The sequence below is a fragment of the Streptomyces sp. H27-H1 genome, from assembly GCF_026627445.1.
Taxonomy (GTDB): Bacteria; Actinomycetota; Actinomycetes; order Streptomycetales; family Streptomycetaceae; genus Streptomyces.
Genome location: NZ_JAPNLJ010000001.1, coordinates 338,854 through 361,398 on the forward strand (window position 1 = coordinate 338,854; position 22,545 = coordinate 361,398).

Here is a 22,545-nt window from a genome sequence, read left to right on the forward strand (position 1 = left end):
TCCGCCCATCCGCCCCGAGTCACCGTGAGAGGCCGTCCGCGATGCCCCGCCCCCGACGCCGCTACGTGCTCGCCGTGCTGCTGGGCTGGGCCCTCCTGGTCGCAGCCTTCGCGCCCGGGGCCGCGGTGGCGCTCCCCGCGCCGACGGCGGCCGTGGCGGACCTGCCGGGGGCGTATGCCGCTCCCCTGCCCGGAGCCTCCGGGTCGGACTCCGTACGGCCCGCGGAGCCGGGTTCCGCATTCGGTGCGGGCCGGGCCTACACCGACCGGCCCGGGCCCGCCTGTGCGCCCCGGGACCCCGGGCAGGGCGGGGCGCCCGCGCTGCCCGCTCGGGCCGGGGCCGACCAGGCGCAGCCATCGGCCGCAGCGGAGGCTCCGGCCGGGGTGCCCGGGCGGTCGCACGCGATACCCGTACGGGTCCTCGTGCGCGGGCCCGCCCGGTCGGCGCCGTCCCCGCTGGAGCTGTCCGTGATGCGGGTCTAGGAGGACCGGCCGTCCGCCCGCCCGGTCCGTACCCCCGTTCCGCACAGTTCTGGAGCACCCGTATGTCCGCTTCCTCCCGCAAGCCCCTGCTGATCTCCGCCGGGGTCGCCCTCGCCGCCGTCACCCTCGGCCTCGTCTCCTGGCAGGCCACCGCCCCCGGCGACACCCCCGCCCGGCCGTCCGCGGCGTCCTCTCCGGAGGCCGGATCCACCACCGACCCCGCCGCTCGGCTCAAGGCGCTGGCCCGCCGCGAACCCGGCGACAAGCTCGCCGCCGGCCGCGCCGACGCTCCCGTCGTCCTGATCGAGTACTCCGACTTCAAGTGCGGCTACTGCGGCAAGTTCGCCCGCGACACCGAGCCCGCGCTCGTGAAGAAGTACGTGGAGGACGGCACCCTGCGCATCGAGTGGCGCAACTTCCCGATCTTCGGCGCCGACTCCGAGGCCGCCGCCAAGGCCGCCTGGGCGGCGGGGCAGCAAGGCCGCTTCGCGCGGTTCCACGCGGCCGCGTACGCCGAGGGCGCCAAGGAGAAGGGCTTCGGCGAGGAGCGGCTGACCGAGCTGGCCCGGGAGGCCGGGGTCCCGGACCTCGAGCGCTTCAAGACGGACATGGCCGGGGACCAGGCCGCCGCCGCGCTCGCCAAGGACCAGGAGGAGGGCTACCGCATCGGCGTCACCTCCACCCCGTCCTTCCTGGTCAACGGGCAGCCCATCGCCGGAGCCCAGCCCCCGGCGGCCTTCGACGCCGCCATCGCCGAGGCCAAGGCGCAGGCGGCCGCGAAGTGACCGACGTCGGCTACCTGGCCGCCCTGCTCGGCGGCCTCCTCGCGCTGCTCAGCCCGTGCAGCGCCCTGCTCCTGCCCGCCTTCTTCGCGTACTCGATCGACTCGACGTCCCGGCTGCTGGCGCGCACCGGGATCTTCTACGCGGGCCTCGCGAGCACCCTCGTACCGCTGGGGGCGGCCGGTTCGTACGCCGGGCGGTTCTTCCACGGCAACCGCGAAGGCCTCGTGCTGTTCGGCGGCTGGCTGATCATCGCGCTCGGGCTCGCCCAGATCCTGGGCCTGGGCTTCGCCCCGAAGCGGATCTCGGAGCTGTCGGGAAGGATCCGGCCGACCACCGCCCTGTCGGTGTACGCGCTCGGCGCGGTCTACGGACTGGCCGGCTTCTGCGCCGGGCCGATCCTCGGCAGCGTCCTGACGGTGGCGGCGGTCAGCGGCAGCCCGGCCTACGGGGGCCTGCTGCTGGCGGTGTACGCGCTGGGCATGGCCGTGCCGCTGTTCGTGATGGCACTGCTCTGGGAGCGCTTCGACCTGGGACGCCGGCGCTGGCTGCGCGGCCGCGCCCTCTCGGTCGGCCGCTTCCAGCTGCACACGACCACGCTGGCCTCGGGCGTGTTCTTCATCGTGCTCGGCGTGCTGTTCCTCGTCTCCGACGGGGCGAGCGCCCTGCCGGGGCTGCTGGACGTGGACGACTCGTTCGCGGTGGAACAGCGGGTCCAGGCCGTGGCGGACGCGGTACCGGACTGGGCGTTGCTCGGGCTGGTGGCCGTGGCGGCGGCGGGCGTGGGCCTGGCGCAGTGGCGCCGCCGGGAGCGGGCGGCGGGCGCCGAAGGGGAGTGAGGAACGAAGAAGGCCCCGTCCGAGGGACGGGGCCTTCTCACTTCGCGGTGGCTGGGGCCGGGGTCGAACCGGCGACCTATCGCTTTTCAGGCGATCGCTCGTACCAACTGAGCTACCCAGCCACGAAACCGTTTCCGGTCTCAGCGAACCTGACGGGACTTGAACCCGCGACCTCCACCTTGACAGGGTGGCGAGCTAACCAACTGCTCCACAGGTCCTTGCAATGTGCGAGAACAAGTCTCGCACACAGTTTTGCGTACCCCCAACGGGATTCGAACCCGTGCTACCGCCTTGAAAGGGCGGCGTCCTGGGCCACTAGACGATGAGGGCTAAAGGCCCGCCGGGCACTTTCCAGCGCGTCGGGGACGTGAGAAGCATATGGGATCCCGGCGGCGATCGCCAAAACGGTTTCCGCAGGCGGGTCCCGGGTACTGCGGACGGCCGCACGGCGGGCCGGGACCCGGCCCGCCGTGCATGGGACCGGGGGGTCAGCCCCAGCCGAGTTCGTGGAGCCGCTCGTCGTCGATGCCGAAGTGATGGGCGATCTCGTGGACCACCGTCACGGCGACCTCGTGCACCACCTCATCCGTGCTCTCGCACATCCGCAGGGTCGGCCCCATGTAGATCGAGATCCGGTCGGGCAGGACCCCGGCGTACCACTCGCCGCGCTCCGTGAGCGGGGTCCCCTCGTAGAGGCCGAGCAGTTCGGGGTCGTCGGAGGCGGGCTCGTCCTCCACGAACACGGCCACGTTGTCCATGACCCGGGTCAGCTCCTCGGGGATCGAGTCCAGCGCCTCGGCCACCAGCTCTTCGAACGCGTCTCGCGTCATCTCCAGCACGGGGCCATTCTCCCGTGCCGCGGCGCGATCGGGGCGGCCCGTTTACGGCGGGCCGGGACCCGGCGCGCGAGAATGGCCCGGTGGCTACATGCGAAGCGGGGTGCGGATGACCCGGCCGGCGGAGGGGGCCGAGGCCATCGACCCGGACGTCGACCTCCACGTGCCGGCGCAGCGCGCCGAACCACAGCGCCGGGTGCTCGCGGCCGTGGCGGCGGGCGGCGCCGTGGGCGCCTCGGCGCGGTACGGGGTGGCGCTGCTGTGGCCGGCCGCGCCCGGAGCCTTCCCGTGGGGCACCTTCTGGGTCAACGTGGCGGGCTGCGCGCTGATCGGCGTCCTCATGGTGCTGATCAGCGAGGGCGGCCGGTCGGCGCATCCCTTCGTACGCCCCTTCCTCGGGGTCGGGGTGCTCGGCGGATTCACCACCTTCTCCACCTACGCGGTGGACTTCGCGCGCCTGCTCGACGCCGGTGAGGCCGTTACCGCGCTGGCGTACGCCGGGCTCACGGTGGCCGGGGCGCTGGGCGCGGTGTGGGCGGCGGCCGCGATCACCCGGCGCGCGGTCGGCGACGGCCGGGGACACGGCCCGGGACACGGCCCGGGACGGCGGCGGGGATGAACTGGCTGATCGTCATGGTGGGCGCGGCCGTCGGGGCGCCCCTGCGGTACCTGACGGACCGCGCGGTGCAGGCCCGGCACGACTCGGTCTTCCCCTGGGGGACCTTCGTGGTGAACGCGGCCGCCTCCCTGGTGCTGGGGGCGCTGACCGGGGCGGTGCTGGACGGGGCCGCCTCCTCGCGGCTGAGCCTGCTGCTCGGTACGGGACTCTGCGGGGCGCTGAGCACCTATTCGACGTTCTCCTACGAGACGCTGCGGCTTGCCGAGCGGGGCTGGAAGTTCCTGGCGGTGGCGAACGTGGCGGCGTCGGTGCTGGTCGGCCTGGGCGGGGTGACGCTGGGACATCAGGTGGCGGGACAACTGTTCGCCTGAGAGCGCGCCACCCGTCTCCCCCCTGGGGCGTGTCTCTTACGGGGCAGAGGGAGTTGGGCACATTGACCCGCTCACTGCGGACCTTTGCCTGTGTTCCGGAGGTGCCCCGTGCGCCAGTTGTCCGCTTCCCTGCGACCCCTCCGACTCGCCGTCGCCGCCCTCGCGGTGGCGGCGACCGCCGGCTGCATGAGTGTCGGGGAGGACGCCGCGAAGCCCGGCCCCTCCGCCTCCACGGGCGCCCAGGGCGGCAAGTCCGGCGGCGGTTCCGCGTCCGGGAAGACCGCCGGGACGCAGGGCTCCGGCCACGGCTCGAAGGGCGGTACGGGGAACCAGGACGGCAAGGCCGGCGGCCCCGGGACCACCGCCGGCGCGGCCGGGGCCTCCCCCAGCCCCGGCGCGCCGGCCGGTCCGCCCGGGGCCCCCTCGCCCTCGGCCGGTCCGGGTGGCGGAGCGGGCGGCCAGGGACCCCAGCCCTCCGCGGGCGGTTCCGGGTCGGGCTCCGGCGGAGCGGGCGGCTCCTCCTCCGGGGGCGGCCAGCCCGCCTCCCCGACCCCGCAGGAGCCGACTCCGGCCCCGCCGGTCACCCCGCCGCCAGTGACGGAACCCACACCGACGCCGGAGCCCCCGCAGCCGGAGCCGACCGGCGCGGAGGGCGGCCAGCCCTAGGCCTCGGGGTAGTCGCCGGGGTGCCCCCCCGGGGTCTGGCGCGGATGGTGTTTTCGCAGGTCAGCGCCTTCTTCGGGGGAGGGACTTGCCAGACCCCGGGGAGGGTGCGTATGGTTATAGATCGTTTGATCCCATTGCCCGGCGCCGACTCCGAAGAGCGCCGCGTGGCGCGTACTCTCCCCAACCGTGGCTGACCGCATTGAGGCGGTCGATTTGCGATTCACGGAGTTTGGGCGCGTGCCGAGACTCCGAGAGGTTTCGCATTTCGCATGTCCATTTCCAGTTCTGACCGTTCCGTCATGCCCGAGAACGACTCCAACGAGATCGTCGACGCCGAGACCCTTGCGGTCACCGAGGCCATCGAGGCCGTAGTCGCCGACGAGATCATCGAGGCCCTCGAGGCCGACGTGACGAACCACGAGTCCGACGAGTCCTTCGAAGACTCCACCGAAAACTTCGACGACGCCGAGGCCGAAGACGCCGACGCAGACGCCGAGCCCACCCTGACCTTCAGCGACCTCGGTCTGCCGGACGGCATCGTGCGCAAGCTCGCCCAGAACGGCGTCACCGCGCCCTTCCCGATCCAGGCCGCGACCATCCCGGACGCCCTGGCCGGCAAGGACATCCTCGGCCGTGGCCGCACCGGCTCCGGCAAGACCCTCTCCTTCGGTCTGCCGACCCTGGCCTCGCTGGCCGGCGGTCACACCGAGAAGAAGAAGCCCCGCGCGATCATCCTGACGCCGACGCGTGAGCTCGCGATGCAGGTCGCCGACGCTCTCCAGCCCTACGGCGACGTCCTCGGCCTGAAGATGAAGGTCGTCTGCGGCGGTACCTCCATGAGCAACCAGATCTTCGCTCTGGAGCGCGGTGTCGACGTTCTCGTCGCCACCCCGGGCCGCCTGCGCGACATCATCAACCGCGGCGCCTGCTCCCTGGCGAACGTCCAGGTCGCGGTCCTCGACGAGGCTGACCAGATGGCGGACCTGGGCTTCCTGCCCGAGGTCACCGAGCTGCTCGACCAGATCCCCGGCGGCGGCCAGCGCATGCTCTTCTCCGCCACCATGGAGAACGAGATCGGCACCCTGGTCAAGCGCTACCTGACGAACCCCGTCACGCACGAGGTCGACAGCGCGCAGGGCAACGTCACGACCATGACGCACCACGTCCTCGTCGTGAAGCCGAAGGACAAGGCGCCGGTCACGGCCGCCATCGCCGCCCGCAAGGGCCGCACCATCATCTTCGTCCGCACCCAGCTGGGCGCCGACCGCATCGCCGAGCAGCTCATCGAGTCCGGCGTGAAGGCCGACGCGCTGCACGGCGGCATGACGCAGGGCGCCCGTACCCGCGTCCTCGCGGACTTCAAGGACGGCTACGTCAACGCGCTCGTCGCCACCGACGTCGCCGCCCGCGGCATCCACGTCGACGGCATCGACCTGGTCCTGAACGTGGACCCGGCCGGCGACCACAAGGACTACCTGCACCGCTCGGGCCGTACCGCCCGCGCCGGCAAGTCGGGCGTCGTGGTCTCCCTGGCCCTGCCGCACCAGCGTCGCCAGATCTTCCGCCTGATGGAGGACGCGGGCGTGGACGCCTCGCGCCACATCGTCCAGGGCGTCGGCGCTTTCGACCCGGAGGTCGCCGAGATCACCGGTGCCCGTTCGCTGACGCAGGTCCAGGCCGACTCCGCGAACAACGCCGCGAAGCAGGCCGAGCGCGAGGTCGCCGACCTCACCAAGCAGCTCGAGCGCTCCTCGCGCCGCGCCGTCGAGCTCCGCGAGGAGGCCGACCGCCTGGTCGCCCGCTCCGCGCGTGAGCGTGGCGAGGACCCCGAGGCCGCTGTCGCCGAGGTGGCCGAGGCCGCCGAGGCCGAGGTCGCGGCTGCCGCCCAGACCGAGGCGATCGCGGAGGAGCGCCCCGCGTTCCAGAGCCGTGACGACCGTGGCAACTACGAGCGCCGTGACAACCGTGGCGGCGACCGTCGCGACGACCGCGGTGGCGACCGTGGCGGCTTCCGCTCCGGTGGCGACCGCGGTGACCGTGGTGGCGACCGTGGTGGCTTCCGCTCCGGTGGCGACCGTCCGTCCGGTGGTGGCTTCCGCTCCGGTGGCGACCGTCCGTCCGGTGGTGGCTTCCGCTCCGGTGGCGACCGTCCGTCCGGTGGTGGCTTCCGCTCTGGCGGCGACCGTCCCTCGGGTGGTGGCTTCCGCTCCGGTGGCGACCGTCCGTCCGGTGGTGGCTTCCGCTCCGGTGGCGACCGTCCCTCGGGTGGTGGCTTCCGCTCCGGTGGCGACCGTCCGTCCGGTGGTGGCTTCCGCCGCGACGACCGTCCGTCGGGCACCTTCAACCGTGACGACCGCGGTGGCGACCGTGGTGGCTTCCGCTCCGGTGGCGACCGTCCGTCGGGCACCTTCAACCGTGACGACCGCGGTGGCGACCGTGGTGGCTTCCGCTCCGGTGGCGACCGTCCGTCGGGCACCTTCAACCGTGACGACCGCGGTGGCGACCGTGGCGGTTTCCGCTCCGGTGGCGACCGTCCGTCGGGCACCTTCAACCGTGACGACCGCGGTGGCGACCGTGGCGGTTTCCGCTCCGGTGGCGACCGTCCGACCGGTGGCGGCTTCCGCTCCGGTGGCGACCGTCCGACCGGTGGCGGCTTCCGCCGCGACGACCGTCCCTCGGGCGGCGACCGCCCCTACGGCCGCCGCGACGACAACCGCCCCTCCGGCTCCGGCTCGACCGGTGGCTCCTCCTTCGGCCGCCGCGACGACAAGCCCCGCTGGAAGCGCAACGACTAATACCCGTCGCTGAACTGAGCGGCTGACAGGGCCCCTACGACACTCGTCGTAGGGGCCCTGTCGCGTTGGGGTTCCGCCCACGGGTACGGGGCGCTGACGACCGGCCAGACGTCACGGGCGCTGACGACCGGGCAGACATCACCGGGCCGGAGGACCGATATGCGATCGGCTGTCCCGCGCTCTGCGGCTATGCTCTGGGGTGAGCACGCCGAGGGCCATTAGCTCAATTGGCAGAGCAGCGGACTTTTAATCCGTTGGTTGTCGGTTCGAGTCCGACATGGCCTACTGCTCACAGCGCCCCACCCGGTCCTCCGGGTGGGGCGCTTTTGTGTCCTGAGGGGCAGTCAGGGATGTGCGGCCCGGTCCGCTCACGGGGGTCGGCGACGCTGCCGACGGGCCGGTTTTACGCCTCTGACCTGCGGCGATGTGCCCGTCGGGGGTGGTGCGGACGTTAATTGGCGGAGGCCTCCCCCCGGATGGCGTAGAGTTGGGTTTACCGACGCGGGGTGGAGCAGCTCGGTAGCTCGCTGGGCTCATAACCCAGAGGTCGTAGGTTCAAATCCTGCCCCCGCTACTCAGTACGAAGGCCCGGTCCCCTCAGGGGGGCCGGGCCTTCGTCGTATCCGCCTTCCCTTCCGCTCCTCTCCCCAGTCCCCTTCCGCGTTCTCTTCCGCGTCACTCGAACGGTCCCGTCCGGGTCGCCGTACGGGCCCTCCTGCCGCCAGCCTTGGGGGGGCGAGGCGGACCGGGCGGCAGGGAGAGCAGCGTGGTGGGGCTGGGCCGGCAGGGCAGGGGCGACCGCGTCTTCGACGCGGTCGCCGGCAGCGCCGTGGTCCGCCGGGTCGTCAAGACGCTCCCGGCCGCACTGATCGCCCTCGGCCTCCTCTTCGACGTGCTGACCCCGCCCAGCTTCACGGGCTCCCCCTTCTTCTCCGCCGCCCCCCTCATCGCCGCCCCGCTGTTCACGCTGAGGGGCACGGTCATCACCGGGATCGCGGCCACCTTCGCCGTGATCGTGCTGCACATCTACAACGGCACCACCTTCAAGGTGGAGGCCATGACCGAGCTGGCCACCGTCCTGACCGTCTGCGGGCTGGCCTCGCTGATCAACATCGTCGTGCGGCGCGGTACGGAGCAGCTCGCCTCCGCACGCGGGATCGCCGAGGCCGCCCAGCGCGCCGTACTGCCGACGCCCGCCGAGCGGATCGCGGGCCTGCGGGTCTCCGCCTCCTACGAGGCCGCGCAGGCCGACGCGTTCATCGGAGGCGACCTCTACGCCGTGCAGGACACCCCGTACGGGGTGCGCCTCGCGGTGGGTGACGTGCGGGGGAAGGGGCTCGGGGCGGTCGAGGCCGTCGCCGTGGTGCTCGGGGCGTTCCGGGAGGCGGCGGAGAGCGAGCCCTCGCTGGAGGGGGTGGCGCGGCGGCTGGAGCTGGCGCTGGCCCGCGAGGGAGCCTGGCGCGGCAGCCTGGACGCGGTGGAGGGGTTCACGACGTGCGTGCTCGGAGAGATCCCGCTGGGGGCAGGCCTGTTGAGGCTCGTCAACCGGGGCCACCCCGGGCCGCTGCTGCTGTACGCGAACGGGGACCTCGTGGAGCTGTCCCCCGCCGAGCCGGCGTTGCCGCTCGGCATGGGGGACCTGGGCGGCTGGCCGGACCGGGCCCAGGAGTGGTCCTTCCCGGAGGGGGCGACGCTGCTCCTCTATACGGACGGGCTGACCGAGGCCCGGGACGGGGCGGGGGCCTTCTATGATCCGGCGGCCCGGCTGCGCGGGCGGGTCTTCTCCGGGCCCGACGAGCTGCTGAGCGCGCTCGCCGACGATGTCCGCCGCCACACGGGCGGCGCCGCGACGGACGACATGGCCCTCCTGGCGGTGGCCAGACCGGGTGCGGGGCAGCCGGACCGGCGGCGAACCGTGCCGGTGGTCCCGAAAGGGGACGGAGCGTGACCGCGGGGGCGCGCTCGGCAAGCATTCTGACGGACCATCATTGTGAAGATGTGGCGAGAGAGGTAGGGGAGGGGGCCGTTGTTTGCCCCGGTTGGTCACTGAATGCTGCGATAAGTCCTGGCCAGAGCTGGGCACTCGGTGGCTGATTGTCATTAACGATCAATCGCAACTGCTTGGAATCACTCCCCTTTCTCTATTACCGTTCGATAACGCAGAGCGGTCGTCCCCGCCGTCGCAAGAGACGGCACCGTGCGCGTGCTCGCCCATGAGGAGTGTGCCCCGGTGGCCTCCAACTCGCCTGCCCATGAAGGCATAGAAGCCCCGGAGCAGCCCACCGCCGGAGCCTGGGGAGAGTGGAACCCCACCGAGGACTCGGCCCGGCCGCCCCGCGGCAAGCACCGCGTGCTCAAGCAGCGCGGGGGACTGGCCCGTTCCTCCACCGTCCTCGGCGTCGGCGTGATCGCCGCGGTCGGCGCGAGCGGCATCGCCACCGCGCAGGACCGGCCCCAGGTCGCCATCTCCCTGCCCTCCCTGCCGCTGCTGCCCTCCCTGCCCTCCCTGCCGGAGGCACTGGGCGGCGCGGACCAGGACGCCGCCGCCGACGCGGCCGAGGCGCCGGCGCGGACCGGGATCTTCCCGCAGCGGGCCGACCGCCGCTCGGACGCGGGCGAACTGCTGCGCAGCCGCATCCTCCAGCAGGCCGAGTCCCAGCAGGAGGCCGCCGCGGCCCAGGAGCGGGCCGAGACCGAGCGGGTGGCGCAAGAGGCCGCGGCCACCCAGGCCCGCGAGGCCCAGGCCGCCAAGGAGGCGGCCGAAAAGGCGGCGGCCGAGGCGGCCGAGAAGGCCGCGGCCGAGGAAGCCCGCGAGGCGCAGGCGGCCAAGGAAGCGGCCGAGGCCAAGGCGAAGGCGGAGCGTGCCGCCCGGTCGGCCGGCTCCTTCTTCCTGCCCACCTCGGCCTACACCCTCACCTCGCACTACGGCGACTCCGGCTCGATGTGGTCCTCCGGCCACCACACCGGCCTCGACTTCGCCGCCCCGACCGGCACTCCCGTCAAGGCGGTCGGCTCCGGCAAGATCACCTCGGCCGGCTGGTCCGGTGCGTACGGCTACCGCATCGTGCTGGAACTCCCCGACGGCACCGAGATCTGGTACTGCCACCTGTCCTCGATGTCGGTGACCGCCGGGTCGGTCGGCGCGGGCGACACCATCGGCCGGGTCGGTGCGACCGGCAATGTCACCGGCCCCCACCTCCACCTCGAAGTGCGCGAAGGCGGCGCTACCGTGGACCCGCTGGCCTGGCTGACGGCACGGGGTCTGAACGTCTAGAACCCGGCCCGGCGGCCCCCGCCTCCCCGGGCCTCCGGGGCGCCGGCAGGGCGGACAGTGCGGGCCCGCGGTCCGGCGGAACCTGCCTCCGGTCCTGCGGTACGTGCCCCGGGCCCGGCCCGTCGAGCGGGCCCAGGGGGTCGAACCAGGGCGGGAGCAGCTCCTCCAGCACCGCCGCCCGGGACAGCGCCGGGCCCGCCGTCGCGCGGCGCAGCCAGAGCCGGCGCAGCAACTCCCGCTCCCGGCCCGCGAAGTCGGGCTCCCGGGCCGAGCCGCCGCTGCGCGCCCGGTGACGTAGCAGAGCGAGGGCCGCGGCATCGGCCCCGTACAAGGCGACCGCCCGTCCCGCCGGACGGCCCCCGGTGCTCCGGGCCAGTGCGCGGGCCAGGGAGCGCGCGGGCATCGACACCAGTGCGGGCACCTCGGCCGGGCTCAGCCAGCCGGCGGCCGCGTACACGGCGAGTTCCCCGGCGACGGCCCGCAGCCGGCGGCGCCGTATCCACACGGCCAGCCAGACCAGCAGCCCGAACGCCGGGACCATCACGCAGCCGTAGACCACGTAGAACCCGGACTCGCCGAGGTCCGAGGAGCTGTTCCACAGTGCGTGCAGCCCCATGGCCGAGGCCAGGCCGAGCAGCGGCAGGCCGATCCGGCGGGTTCGGCGCGCGGTGAGCGCGGCGGCGCCGAAACCGAGGCCGGTGGCCACGGTGAACAGCGGATGTGCGAACGGGGACATGACGCCCCGGACGAAGAACGTCGCCGCCGTCACGGAGTTGAGCACCCCGGTGCCGTTCGCGACGTCCTCGTCGAAGGCGTTGCCGAGATAGAGGATGTTCTCGGTGAAGGCGAAGCCGATGGCGGTGAAACCGGCCATCACGAAACCGTCGGCGGGGCCGCTGAACTGGCGTCTCCTGAACAGGAACACCAGCAGCAGGGCGGCCGCCTTGGCGCTCTCCTCGACCACCGGGGCGATCGCCACCGAACCGAGCTGGTCGGCATCGGAGGGGTCGGCGGTGGCGGCGGCTATCCACTGGGTGGCGAAGCTGTTGGCCAGTATGGCGATCAGCGCAGCGGCGCACGCCCCCCAGCCGAAGCAGAACAGCAACTGCCGCCACGGATGCGGCGCGGCCCGCCCCACCCAGTGGAACGCCGCCATGAGAGGGGCCACCGGCAGCAGGGCCAGGCCCAGACCGACGAAGAAGCCGGGTGTACCGGTCTGTTCGCGTACGAGTTCCAGGATGGAGATGCCGCAGAAGCCGAGCAGCACGACGAGCACGTACGTACGCACGGCGCCGGACGTGCGCGGCACACGGCGCAGCAGCCGCAACGGCCGGGTCGCTCGGGACACGCGATGACTCTACCGAGCGGACCCGACACGCGGAGTGATGTTGTCAGTTCTCCGTGTTACCTGTGCGCCTGAAGAGGAGGTCGTGTACGAGGTGCCCCTTGTCGAGGCCCTGACCCTCGAAGCGGGTGAGCGGCCGGAAGCCGGGCCGGGGCGCGTAACCGCCGTCGGCCTGCGTGTTCTGAAACTCCGGCTGGGCCGTCAGGACTTCGAGCATCTGCTCGGCGTACGGCTCCCAGTCGGTCGCGCAGTGCAGGATCGCCCCGGGTGCCATGCGGGTGGCGGCCAGCGCGAGGAACTCGGGCTGGATCAGGCGCCGCTTGTGGTGGCGGGCCTTGGGCCAGGGGTCCGGGAAGTACACGCGGAGCCCGGCGAGGGATTCCGGGGGGAGCATCTCGCGGAGCAGGATGATGGCGTCGCCGTTCGCGACGCGGACGTTGGTGAGGCCTTCCCGCTCGGCGAGGGCGAGGAGGTTGCCCTGCCCGGGGGTGTGAACGTCGGCGGCGAGGATCCCGGTGCCCGGGTCGGCGGCGGCCATCTGAGCGGTGGCCTCGCCCATGCCGAAGCCGATCTCCAGCACGACGGGAAGCCCGTCGAACATCTTCTCCAGATCGATGACCTCGTGCCCGTGGATGTCGAGCCCCCAGGTCCCCCAGAGCCGCTTCAGGGCTTCGCCCTGCCCGGTGGTCACCCGGCTGCGGCGGGGCTGGAAGCTGCGGATCCGCCGCTCGTGATGCGACCCGGCCGGATCGGGCGCGGGCCCGTCGGGAAACCGCGGCTCGGTACGCCACTTCGGCGGCACGTAGGTACGGGCAGCCTCCGGCGCGGGCTCGGAGGCGGGATTCTGGGGGCTCAGTGACTCAGACACAATCCCCGGATTCTACGCGCGGCCGGTGAGCGGGCACGCGCTGACGCCGGGCTCGCCCGCGGGCCCCTCCGGGCGGTGGCCGGCCACCTGACCGTGGCCTACGCCGCCCGCAGGGCCTTGAGCGCGCGCCCCGCGATCTCCCGCCCGATCGGCAGCGAAGCTGTCGCCGCCGGCGAAGGCGCATTCAGCACGTGCACCGTCCGCTCCCCCTCCCGGATCAGGAAGTCGTCCACCAGCGTCCCGTCCCGCAGCACGGCCTGCGCCCGCACCCCGGCCGCCGCGGGCACCAGATCCTCCGCGCGCACCGCCGGCAGCAGCCGCCGTACCGCCTCGACGAACGCCGCCTTGGACAGCGACCGCCGCACCTCACCCGCTCCGTACCGCCAGTGCCGCGCGGCCATCCGCCAGGATCCCGGCCAGGCCAGCTCGTCCGCGAGGTCCCGCGGCCGGACCACGCCCCAGCCGTACCCCTCGCGGGCCAGCGCCGGCACCGCGTTGGGTCCGACGTGGACTCCGCCGCCGATGCCCCGGGTCAGGTGGACGCCGAGGAAGGGGAACGCCGGGTCCGGCACCGGATAGACCAGCCCGCGCACCAGCTCGGGCCGGGCCAGGTCGTAGTACTCGCCCCGGAAGGGCAGGATCCGCATCCCCGGGTCGTCCCCGGCCAGCCGCGCGATCCGGTCGCACTGCAGTCCCGCGCAGTTCACCAGGACCCGTGCGCGCACCACCAGACCGGTGCTCGTCCGCACCGCCACCCCGGCCGCGCGGCGCGAGATCAGCTCGACCGCGCCGCCGTAGACGATCTCCGCGCCCGAGGACTCCGCCAGCTGCCGTGAGACCCGCCCGTAGTCCACGATGCCCGTGGTCCCGACGTGGATCGCGGCGAGCCCGCGCACCTGCGGCTCGTACTCCGCGATCTGCGTCGCCCCGAGCTCCCGTACCGGGATGCCGTTCTCCCGGCCGCGCTGTACGAGCGCGTGCAGCCGCGGCAGCTCGTCCCGCTCGGTGGCGACGATCAGCTTGCCCGTCACCTCGTGCGGGATGCCGTGCTCCGCACAGAACTTGACCATCTCGGCCGCGCCGCGCACCGCGAAGCGCGCCTTGAGGGAGCCCGGCTTGTAGTAGATCCCGCTGTGGATCACGCCGCTGTTGCGGCCCGTCTGGTGCCGGGCGGGGCCGTCCTCCTTCTCCAGGACGACCACCCGGGTCCCGGGAGCCAGCCCGGCGAGGGCATGCGCCGTCGACAAACCGACGATCCCGCCGCCGATCACCAGCACATCGCAGTCCAGCCTGCCCATGCCGCCCACGCCGCCGCCCACACTGACACCTCCCACCCCTGCATAGTGCACCCCGCCACTGACAACGGGGCCACGCGGGGCCTATGCCGGGGTCACCAGCAGAGGCCTGGCCCGCTCGCGCAGTTCGGCGACGCGCGGTTCGTCCCCGTACGGTTCCAGCCGGTGCAGGAGGTCCCGTACGTACTCGGTCGTCCGCGCGGACGAGATCCGACCCGCGACCTCCACCGCCCGGGTCCCCGCCGCGCACGCCGCGTCGAGATTCCCGGACTCCAGCTCGGCCACCGCGCTCACGATGAGCCGCAGCCCGTGTGATCGTACGTACTCCTCCGTCGGGCGGGACAGTGCCTGTTCCGTGAAACGCCGTACCTGGAGCGGGAGTTTGAGATCCCGGTAGCACTCGGCGGCGTCCGCGGCGAAGCGGTCGTACGAGTAGAAGCCCAGCCAGGTCGGATCGGCGTCGCCGTCCCGGGCCCGTTCCAGCCAGCCCTCGGCGGCCCGCAGCGCGGCCCCGGCTGCCGCCGAATCGCCCGCTTTCGCGTGCGCCCGGGCCTCGACGAGGCGGAAGAAGCTCATGGTGCGGGCGGTGGCCAGGCCCCGGTTGCGCTCGACGGCGGCCTGCGCGAGGTCCACGCCCTCGTCCGGGAAGTCCCGGTACGTGGCCTGCAAGGACATCGAGGCCAGCACGTACCCGCCGAGCGGTACGTCGGCTGCGGCGCGGGCCAGGCGCAGCGCCTGGATGTAGTAGCGCTGCGCCGCTTCCTGCTGCCCGGTGTCGAAGGCCATCCAGCCGGCCAGCCTGGTCAGTTCGGCGGTCGCCCCGAAGAGTGCGCGGCCCACCTCGTCGGTGTAGGCGCCGAGCAGCAGTGGCGCCGCGTCCACCCGAAGGCATTCGGGGACCATCGAGGAACGCCAGTCGCCGCCCCCGTACTTGGAGTCCCAGCGGCGGGCGTCCTCGGCGGCCTCGCGCAGCTTGGTCACATCGCTGTGGCCCACGCGCTGCGGGCTCCCGGGGTCGGGCGCGGGCGGCGGGCGCGTTTCACCCGGAGGCTGGGCGGGCACACCCCCGACATGGGCGCGCGGCGGCGCCGGCAGGCCGGCCCGCGCCGCCCCGCCCCCCCGCGGCCGGCACCGGTTCGCGCGGCGCCGGTTCGCGCGCCACCGAGCTGTCGGCGGGAGATATCAGCCAGCGCGAGGCCGGTGTCGCGTACGCCGACACGGAGAAGGAACCGGCGAGCGACTGCCAGATCCCGCCACCCCCGCGCCGGCCGGCCAGGTCGAGCCGGTAGAGGTCGGTGGCCGAACGCACGGCGGCGGCCACGTCGCGCGGGAAGGCCAGCCCCACTTCGGGCGCCGGATCGGCGTCCGCGAGCCCGATCTCGTGCAGTGGCACGGGCCGGCCGAGTTTCGCGCCGATGGCGGCCGCGATCAGATGCGGGGCGGCGCCCTGCGGCACCATGCCCTTCGACACCCACCGGGCCACCGAGGTCTTGTCGTACCGAAGGGTCAGACCCCGCTGAGCGCCGAGATCGTTGACCCGGCGGGCCAGCCCGGCGTTGCTGATGCCCGCGAGGGCGAGGACGGCGCCGAGCTTCTCATTGGGCTCGCGGAGCTCCCTGGACATGCGCCACCCCTCGTCACACGCGGAACGCAGACGCCGCCGGGGCATAGGCGCCCGGCATTTCGTAAACCCAGCGTAGTTCCCCGCCTCCCAAGCGTTAAGGCCCCCTGTTCCGTATGGCGGGATTGTTGTCCGTATGCACAGTCGGGCAGGGACCCGGGGCCGGGGCGCACGTGTCAGCGCGTGCTCCGCCCGTGTGGCTGTGCGCCCGCCCGTGCGCTCTGGCCGCTCCGTGGGCCCGGCGATTCGATGTGCGGTGCGTGGGTCGGCCCGCCGCGTGACCGGGCGGGCCGGGGGATGCCGCTGCCCCAATCCCCGCGGGTGGCGGAACGGTCCGGGGGGTGGATCCCGCCTCCCGGACCGCGCTCCGCCGGGCAGGCCCGGGAGGCGGCCCCGAAGGGGTCCGCGCAGGGCTCTCAGTACGGCCGAAGAATGGCCGAAACCGACCTATGGGACGGTCGGAACGGAACGCCAAATACCGCATGTCCGAGGCGTGTTCGTTTATACATGCGCCCCCCTTAACCACTCTCGCACGCCTGTCTCGTGGCAGCATGGACCCGAGCCACCCGGGGTCCCTCCGGCCGCGCCCAGGGCGCCGGCCGCGCGGTTCGCACCCCGGTCAGGTGCCCACGGGCTGGGGAGGCGGCGGTGCGCTGGTTGGTGGGTTGGAGCAGTATCGCCGCGAGCTTCGGCACGGCCGGACGGGTCGCGGGACGAGGTGCTGCACGAGCCTTTGACCAGGGCGCGTACGGCTCGGGCCGCGGGTCCGGCTCAAGTTACGGATCCGGCACGGGCCATGGATCCGGCTACGGATCCGGCCCCGGCCCCGACGCGTGGGGCGACGGCCCGGTCCGCGGCGGGCTCGCCGACGCCGGCCACCCCGACGAACCCGGCGCCGCCCACGCCGACCGCACGGTGGTCCCCGTCGGCGCCCAGCTCCTCTGGGGCGACCCCGACCCCCTCTGGGCCGTCGGAGACTGGCGCCCCGACGAGATCCGCACCCTCACCGCCGATCCCGCGGACCCCTTCACCCGCCTCGCCGTCCTCGGCTGCTGCGGCGCCACCGACGAGGAACTGCGCCGCGCGCTCTACGCCGCCCGCGGCGGCGCGCTGCGCCACCTCACCCAATGGCCCGGCAGCTACACCGCGGTCGTCCAGGCCGGCCGCCGCATCACCGTCGTCGGCGACCTGGCCGGTGCCCGGCCCGTCTTCTACACGCCCTGGGCGAGCGGGACCGCCTACGCCACCGCCGCCCTCCCGCTCGCCGACCTGATCGAAGCGCAGCTCGACATCGGCCATCTCGCCGCCCTGCTCGCCTGCCCCGACAGCCCGGAGGCGCTGGGCGACGGCACACCGTACGTCGGCGTACGCCGCATCCCGCCCGGCCACGCGCTGATCCTGCGCGAGGGCTCGCGGGAGATCACCGGCTACGAACCGGTGGCCTCCCTGGCGGTGGCCGCCCCCGAAGCCGACCCCGAGCACGCGGTGGAGGGCGTACGGGAAGCATTGGTCGACGCGGTGCGCGCCCGGCTCACGGCTCCCCGGCATGCTCCCGAGACACTGCCCTACGACCCCGGGCCCGTCCCCGGCATGGGTCCCGCCGACCGGCGAGCCGCGCGCGGCGCCCCCGCGCCCGTCCCCGGAGTCGGCGCCGACCTCTCCGGAGGAAGCGCCTCCGCGACCCTCGCCCTCCTCGCGGCCGGCCTCCCGGGGGCACCGGGCGCCCTGCTCGGCGGCACCGGGCAACGCCTCCTCGCCCTCACCTTCAACGACCTGGCCACCCCCCAGGGCCGCGAACCCGAACTGGAACGCGCCCACGCCATCGCCTGCGACCCCCGCCTGCACCACGTGGTCGTGGCCGCCGCCGAGGAAGCCCTTCCGTACGCCGACCTCGACGGACCCCTCACCGACGAACCGGGCCCCTCCCTCGTCTTCGCAGCCCGCGAGCGACGCCGCCTCGCATCCGGCTCGGCCGACCACTTCACCGGCCACGGAGCCCGCCAGGTCCTCGACGCCCACCCCGCCCGGCTCGCAGACCTCCTGCTCGACCGGCGCCGGCGCCACCTGCTGCGCCCCACCCTGGCCCTCGCCCGCTCGGCCCCGGGCGACTCCCTCCTCGTCCCCCTCACCGTGTACTCGGCGGCCCGCCGCCTGGCCCGTACGCCGTACCGCGCAGGCATGGAGGCCGCGGCCGCCCGCCTGCGCGACGGAGTCCCCGCCACAGGCCTCTCCTCCCCGGTGGACGCCTCGCTCGCCGCCCTGACCTGGTCCCGGCCGGGCCCCGCGGCGGCCTGGCTGACGGGCGAGGCACTGGCCGAGGTATCGATCCGCCTCACCGCCGCCGCGGGTCGCCCCCCGCTCTCGCTGCGCCCCGGCGAAGCCCGGGCCCGCGCCGTCCTGGCCAGGCACGCCGCCGACCACCGGGTCTTCGAACAGGCCGTCGAGGTCCGCAGCCAGCGCCTGCACGCCCCCTTCCTGGACAACCAGGTCGTACGGGCCGCCCGGGCCCTCCCCGAAGCACTGCGCGTGCAGCCCGGCGCACGGGCGGCGGTCCTGCGCGGGGTCCTGTCCTCCGCCGGGGTCCGGGAACTCCCCCCGGGGTGGGGCGCCACGGACCACGCCCCGAACGAATCGGCGACCCGCCTGGGCCTGCGCGCGGCCCTCCCCCACCTCCTGACCCTCTTCACTTCCCCGCTCCTGGCGGACGCGGGCCTGATCGAAGCCCGGGTCGTCCGCCAGGCCCTCCTGGACGCGGCGGACGGCCGCCCGGTCCCGCTCGACGGCCTCGCCGAACTCGTCTCGATGGAACTGTGGCTGGGCCGCCTCCTCGCCCGCCGGGGCACCTGCTGGACCGGCACCACCACCCCCCGCCGCCGAGCGGTCCCCACAGGCGTCCCCCTCCGCCGCCCGGCCCTGTCCTGACGCGGGGGCTCGCCTCCCGCGTTCCCAGGTCGCGAGCACCTCCGGCGAGCTCGCCCTCTCCCGAGGCCGGTACGCCGCCGCCCGCACGGGGTACGAGCAGTGCCTGCGCCTCATCCGCGAGGTGGGGGCGCACATAGAGCCCCCTTCGCGCTCGTCCGGATCGCCGAGACCTCCTTCTGCGCCGGTGACTTCGACAGCTCACCGCCGGGCCCGGCAACATCGACGGCATCCTCCCCGCCCACGAAGACGGGCCCGATGGCAGGCCTGGCCAAGATCGCACCGACGCTGGCCGACGCCGGACCCGACGCCGACGCCGTCGCCGGATGCTGCGCGGAGCGGGTCCTCGCGTCCGTCGCCGAGTCCGCAGCCGTTCTGCCGGCCGCCGCCGGGCACCAGGCCGAGGCCGTACGGTCCTCGCGGCCGCCACCGCCTGGCGCGCGGGAAACCCGCGCCCGGTCCCGGAGACCATGGCCCTGGCGGAGTTCCCGGCGCGAGCACCGCCCTCGGCGGAGCCGCGGCGCACGCCCGCGAGGAAGCAGCGGGTGCGGCACTCTCCCCGTCCGGGGCGGCGGCGCTCGTCACCGCCACCACCAACGCCGCCGTCGCCGGGCTCAGCGGCAGCTGATGACGGAGTCGGCCCAGGTCGCCAGCGTCGGCAGGCGCCCGCCCTCGGCGCGCTCCACGACCAGGCGCAGCGTCTTGTGCCCGGAGAGGGGGACGGACACGCTCGCCGCCCGGTCCTGGTGGCCCAGGGCCCGGGACCGCCACAGCCGCTGCCCGTCCGCGTACACGGAGAAGCGCACCGTGCCGTCCGTGAGCAGCGACATCCCGTCCACACCGGCCCGCGCGGAGAACTGGACGCAGCTCCGGTTGAGGGTGATTTCCACGGAGGAACGGGAGCTGACGGTGATGCCGTGCGAGAAGCGCTGTCCGCCGATCAGCGGCCCCCAGCGCTGCCACACCCAGCTGCTCCGCCACGTCTCGATTTCGGGACCGTCGTGGGACCCGTAGGCGGACTGCCCCAGTGAGGAGAGCCGAAATCCCTGCGGGGCCTGCGGCGTCGGCTTGGTTGGCGTCGGCCTCGGCGGCGGTGTGGGACGGGGCGTGGCCCAACTGGGACTCGGAGCGGGGGAGGACCGCGCAGGGCTCCGCGAGGGCTCCGGCGCGGCCGGCGCGACGGCCACCGGCGGCTTCTTCGCCTTCGGGGGCGGTACGGATCCTCGTGCCGCCGGCGGCTGCGCCTGCGACGGGCCCGGTTCCCGCACGGCGGGCGCGGAACCCCGGGGCACCGGCACGGCCACGCTGGGCGCCGGGTTCGCGCGGACGAGCGGCGCGGCGTCGTCACCGGCCAGTGCGAACACCACCCCGGCGGCCGCGGCCACCACGACCCCGGCGGCGATGGCCGCCTTGGCCGGCAGCCCCAGCCCCTCCGAGGCCACGGCTCCGCCGACTCCGCCCCCACCGGCGGCTCCACCAGAGGCCCCGGCCCCCGCAGCCCCTGCTCCGGCAGTTCCGGCCCCGGCTGTCGACCCGCCCGCGGCTGCGGCAGCGGCCCCGGCACCGCCCGCGGCGACGGCCCCGCCGGCCACCACTCCGGCCGCCTTGGCCGCGTACCCGGCGGCGAACCATCCGATGACGGCGACCGGCAGCAGCGCGGGAATCCCCGCGTTGACGTCTTTGAGCTCCCCGATGGCGAGCCGGCACTGGGCGCACTCTTCGAGGTGCTTGCGCAGCCCCAGCTCGGCCCGCATCCGCAAACCCCCGCGGGCGTAAGCCCCCAGCCGGTCGGCGTACCGGGCACAGTCCCCGCCGGAGCTCAGCGCGGTGCTCACATGGGCTTGGAGGTAGGCCTGCTTGAGGCCCTCGCGGGCCCGGCTGGCCAGGACAGCGGTGGCGTTCGGGCTCAGCCCGAAGAGCGGGGCGATCGCGCTCGGCGAAGCCTCCTCGACGGTGGTGTGCCAGAGCACGGCCTGCCAACGCTCGGGCAGGCTCCGGAAGGCCTGCATCGCGAGGGTCTGCTCGGCCGCGTGCATGGCCCTCACATCGGCGCCGAGTTCCAGGGTGTCGTCCCCGGTCAGTCCGACCGCGCCGTCCCGGGAGCCGGAGGCCTGCTCCGCGAACAGCGCGAAGTCCTCGACCAGGTGCTCCCGCTTCGCCGTTTTCGCCCAGGCGGCGGCGACCCGGCGCACGGTGGTCAGCAGGTAGGCACGCACCGACTGGTCCGGACCCGCCCCGCCCCGTACGGCCTGGAGGGTCCGCGCGAACACCTCGGCCGTCAGATCGTCAGCGGTGTGCCCGTCGCGGCAGCAGGTACGGGCATAGCGGCGCACGCCGTCGGAGTGGCGGCGGAACAGTTCCTCGTAGGCCCCGTCGTCGCCCCCGCGCATCCGGGCGATCAAGTCCCCGTCGGAGGGCGGGAGTTCTTTGCTCGACCCGTCGGCGTGCCGGCCGCCCGGTTCGCGCTGCGCCGGGACCTGCCTTGCGGGCAGGCTGCCCGCCTCGACTTCGCCGCCGGCGCCACCGTGTGGCTCGTCCCGACCGTCAACGCTCATCGCGGAAGCCCCCGCACGACCCACTCAACCGGTACACCGATCCAGCGTGGCACACGGCGGGCACGCGCCGAACCGGTCTGCACACCATCCACTCGTCCGGGCAGGCTCCGGCGAATCACCGTACGGAGCCTCACCCGTTCGAGCGAGAGGTCACATGAAGGATCCGGTTGACGACCGCCACCGGCACAGGCCCTGCCGCCCAACCGACGAGCCGCCCAACCGACGAGCCACCCGGTCCGCGAACCACACGTCCCGGGCAACCCGCACCGGCCGACGCCCCGCACCGGCCGCCCCCGAACTGCACCGCACCCCGAACTACACCGCCCGGGACCGCAGCCCCTCGAGCAGGATGTCGAGCAGCCGCGCGGAAGCCGCCGCCTGCTGCGCCGCGTCGGGCAGCGCGGGCGCTGCCGTCGCTATCACCAGCAGCACATCGGCCACCGTGACATCGGCGCGCAGCGCACCGGCCTCCCGGGCCCGGTCCACGAGGCGGCCGACGACCTCCAGCAGCTCTCCCGCGCCCGCGTCCTCCGAGGGCTCGTCGTCCAGGCCGGTCCGCGAAGTGCCGACGACCCGCAGGTCGGGCGCCCCGCCGACCACGACGGCCTGACGCTGGTGCGGAACCCGCGCGGCCTCGTCGTCCGCCCCGTCCTCATCGGGGCCGCCGACCCGCAGTACCTGCGGAGGAAGCAGCCGCCCGGCGCCGGAGGCCACGGAGGTGCGCAGGAAGCACGACAGCGCCTGCCACGGCTCCTCCTCCTGGCCGAGAGCCGTACGGGCCTGCTCGGTCAGTCGGGAGGTCTCCTCCTCGGCTATCCGCCGGACGAGGACGTCCTTGCTCGGGAACCGCCGGTACACGGTGCCGACGCCGACCCGCGCACGCCGTGCGACGTCCTCCATCGGAGCCCCGTAGCCGAGCTCGCCGAAGACCTCGCGGGCGGCCCGCAGTACGTGTTCGAGGTTGCGCTGGGCGTCGACGCGCAGCGGTGTGGAGCGGCCCACGCCGTGCGTGGTGGCGCCCCCCGCCATCAGCCGCCCATGGGCGTCGGTCACGGCCGCGGCCGACGACAGAGCGGTGGCAGAAGCATGGAAATCGGAAATGTTCATATGTATCCCCCGGTAATTATTTGTCTCCCCCCGGAGACACTCCCCGCCTTCATGTCGAGGGGGCCACGGTCATGTGGGCCCGGTCCTACTCCTCGACGAGTTACGAACATAGTTGAGCCAGAGTCAATTCAGAAGGGGCTGCCCCGGACGGACCACCGCCCGATCGGAGCA

Annotated in this window: 16 protein-coding genes, 5 tRNA genes and 1 pseudogene; 12 read left to right on the forward strand and 10 right to left on the reverse strand. The window is 74.0% G+C overall.

The genetic code is table 11. The features are described 5' to 3' along the window. Positions 1–41: 41 nt before the first annotated feature. The 3 genes from OTB20_RS01635 to OTB20_RS01645 all read left to right on the forward strand — a co-directional run bounded on the left by OTB20_RS01635 (position 42) and on the right by OTB20_RS01645 (position 2,103). Positions 42–482 carry a hypothetical protein gene (locus OTB20_RS01635; RefSeq protein ID WP_267814662.1) on the forward strand — a complete coding sequence of 147 codons (441 nt, stop codon included), beginning with the start codon at positions 42–44 and terminating at the stop codon, positions 480–482. Between the two features lie 62 nt (positions 483–544). Continuing rightward, positions 545–1,267: a DsbA family protein gene (locus OTB20_RS01640; protein WP_267814663.1), complete on the forward strand. Its 723-nt coding sequence runs from the start codon at positions 545–547 to the stop codon at positions 1,265–1,267. Then, entirely contained in the window at positions 1,264–2,103 is an 840-nt protein-coding gene (locus OTB20_RS01645; protein WP_267814664.1) for a cytochrome c biogenesis CcdA family protein, read from the forward strand. The genes OTB20_RS01640 and OTB20_RS01645 overlap by 4 nt, the downstream gene beginning before the upstream one ends. Positions 2,104–2,151: 48 nt before the next feature. Here OTB20_RS01645 and OTB20_RS01650 read toward each other — a convergent pair. The 4 genes from OTB20_RS01650 to OTB20_RS01665 all read right to left on the reverse strand — a co-directional run bounded on the left by OTB20_RS01650 (position 2,152) and on the right by OTB20_RS01665 (position 2,942). After that, a tRNA-Phe gene (locus OTB20_RS01650) sits at positions 2,152–2,225 on the reverse strand. 22 nt (positions 2,226–2,247) lie between these two features. Further along, positions 2,248–2,321: transfer RNA gene (locus OTB20_RS01655), tRNA-Asp, on the reverse strand. Positions 2,322–2,360: 39 nt separating this feature from the next. Beyond that, positions 2,361–2,433 (reverse strand) — tRNA-Glu (locus tag OTB20_RS01660). A 158-nt stretch (positions 2,434–2,591) separates the two neighbouring features. Next, on the reverse strand, positions 2,592–2,942 hold the full coding sequence (locus OTB20_RS01665) for a metallopeptidase family protein (RefSeq protein ID WP_250751922.1): 351 nt from the start codon (positions 2,940–2,942) through the stop codon (positions 2,592–2,594). Positions 2,943–3,048: 106 nt separating this feature from the next. Here OTB20_RS01665 and OTB20_RS01670 point away from each other — a divergent pair, with 106 nt between their 5' ends. From OTB20_RS01670 to OTB20_RS01705, 8 genes are all read left to right on the forward strand, one after another. Next, positions 3,049–3,558 carry a FluC/FEX family fluoride channel gene (locus OTB20_RS01670; RefSeq protein ID WP_420716300.1) on the forward strand — a complete coding sequence of 170 codons (510 nt, stop codon included), beginning with the start codon at positions 3,049–3,051 and terminating at the stop codon, positions 3,556–3,558. Further along, complete coding sequence (crcB, locus tag OTB20_RS01675; RefSeq protein ID WP_267757056.1) at positions 3,555–3,929, forward strand: fluoride efflux transporter CrcB; 375 nt, start codon at positions 3,555–3,557, stop codon at positions 3,927–3,929. Before OTB20_RS01670 ends, crcB begins: the two co-directional genes overlap by 4 nt. A gap of 108 nt (positions 3,930–4,037) precedes the next feature. Next, positions 4,038–4,595, forward strand: a complete 558-nt coding sequence (locus OTB20_RS01680; protein WP_267814667.1) for a hypothetical protein — start codon at positions 4,038–4,040, stop codon at positions 4,593–4,595. A 269-nt stretch (positions 4,596–4,864) separates the two neighbouring features. Continuing rightward, complete coding sequence (locus tag OTB20_RS01685; protein WP_420716293.1) at positions 4,865–7,390, forward strand: DEAD/DEAH box helicase; 2,526 nt, start codon at positions 4,865–4,867, stop codon at positions 7,388–7,390. Positions 7,391–7,602: 212 nt separating this feature from the next. After that, a tRNA-Lys gene (locus tag OTB20_RS01690) sits at positions 7,603–7,675 on the forward strand. Positions 7,676–7,890: 215 nt separating this feature from the next. After that, positions 7,891–7,964 (forward strand) — tRNA-Met (locus OTB20_RS01695). A gap of 192 nt (positions 7,965–8,156) precedes the next feature. After that, positions 8,157–9,338, forward strand: a complete 1,182-nt coding sequence (locus OTB20_RS01700) for a PP2C family protein-serine/threonine phosphatase (protein ID WP_420716294.1) — start codon at positions 8,157–8,159, stop codon at positions 9,336–9,338. Between the two features lie 282 nt (positions 9,339–9,620). Further along, positions 9,621–10,664: a M23 family metallopeptidase gene (locus tag OTB20_RS01705; protein ID WP_267814669.1), complete on the forward strand. Its 1,044-nt coding sequence runs from the start codon at positions 9,621–9,623 to the stop codon at positions 10,662–10,664. On the opposite strand, the gene OTB20_RS01710 is transcribed toward OTB20_RS01705, so the two are convergent. The 4 genes and pseudogenes from OTB20_RS01710 to OTB20_RS01725 form a co-directional block, all read right to left on the reverse strand. Then, a complete protein-coding gene (locus OTB20_RS01710; protein WP_420716295.1) occupies positions 10,615–12,012 on the reverse strand; it encodes a PrsW family intramembrane metalloprotease in 1,398 nt (465 codons plus the stop codon). The two genes, OTB20_RS01705 and OTB20_RS01710, sit on opposite strands and share 50 nt — an antisense overlap. A gap of 43 nt (positions 12,013–12,055) precedes the next feature. Next, complete coding sequence (gene trmB, locus OTB20_RS01715; protein ID WP_267814671.1) at positions 12,056–12,877, reverse strand: tRNA (guanosine(46)-N7)-methyltransferase TrmB; 822 nt, start codon at positions 12,875–12,877, stop codon at positions 12,056–12,058. A 98-nt stretch (positions 12,878–12,975) separates the two neighbouring features. Further along, positions 12,976–14,175: an L-2-hydroxyglutarate oxidase gene (lhgO, locus tag OTB20_RS01720; protein WP_267814706.1), complete on the reverse strand. Its 1,200-nt coding sequence runs from the start codon at positions 14,173–14,175 to the stop codon at positions 12,976–12,978. A gap of 81 nt (positions 14,176–14,256) precedes the next feature. Further along, a pseudogene (locus tag OTB20_RS01725) lies at positions 14,257–15,796 on the reverse strand (sporulation protein). Positions 15,797–16,441: 645 nt separating this feature from the next. Here OTB20_RS01725 and OTB20_RS01730 point away from each other — a divergent pair. Continuing rightward, the gene (locus tag OTB20_RS01730; protein WP_267814673.1) at positions 16,442–18,715 is read left to right on the forward strand and encodes an asparagine synthase-related protein; all 2,274 of its coding nucleotides are present in this window, start codon (positions 16,442–16,444) and stop codon (positions 18,713–18,715) included. A gap of 611 nt (positions 18,716–19,326) precedes the next feature. Here OTB20_RS01730 and OTB20_RS01735 read toward each other — a convergent pair. Continuing rightward, positions 19,327–21,267, reverse strand: coding sequence for a sigma-70 family RNA polymerase sigma factor (locus OTB20_RS01735; RefSeq protein ID WP_267814676.1), 1,941 nt, complete (start codon positions 21,265–21,267; stop codon positions 19,327–19,329). A 315-nt stretch (positions 21,268–21,582) separates the two neighbouring features. Continuing rightward, positions 21,583–22,374 (reverse strand): TetR/AcrR family transcriptional regulator, encoded by a 792-nt coding sequence (locus OTB20_RS01740; protein WP_267814677.1) that lies wholly within the window; start codon positions 22,372–22,374, stop codon positions 21,583–21,585. Positions 22,375–22,545 lie beyond the last annotated feature (171 nt).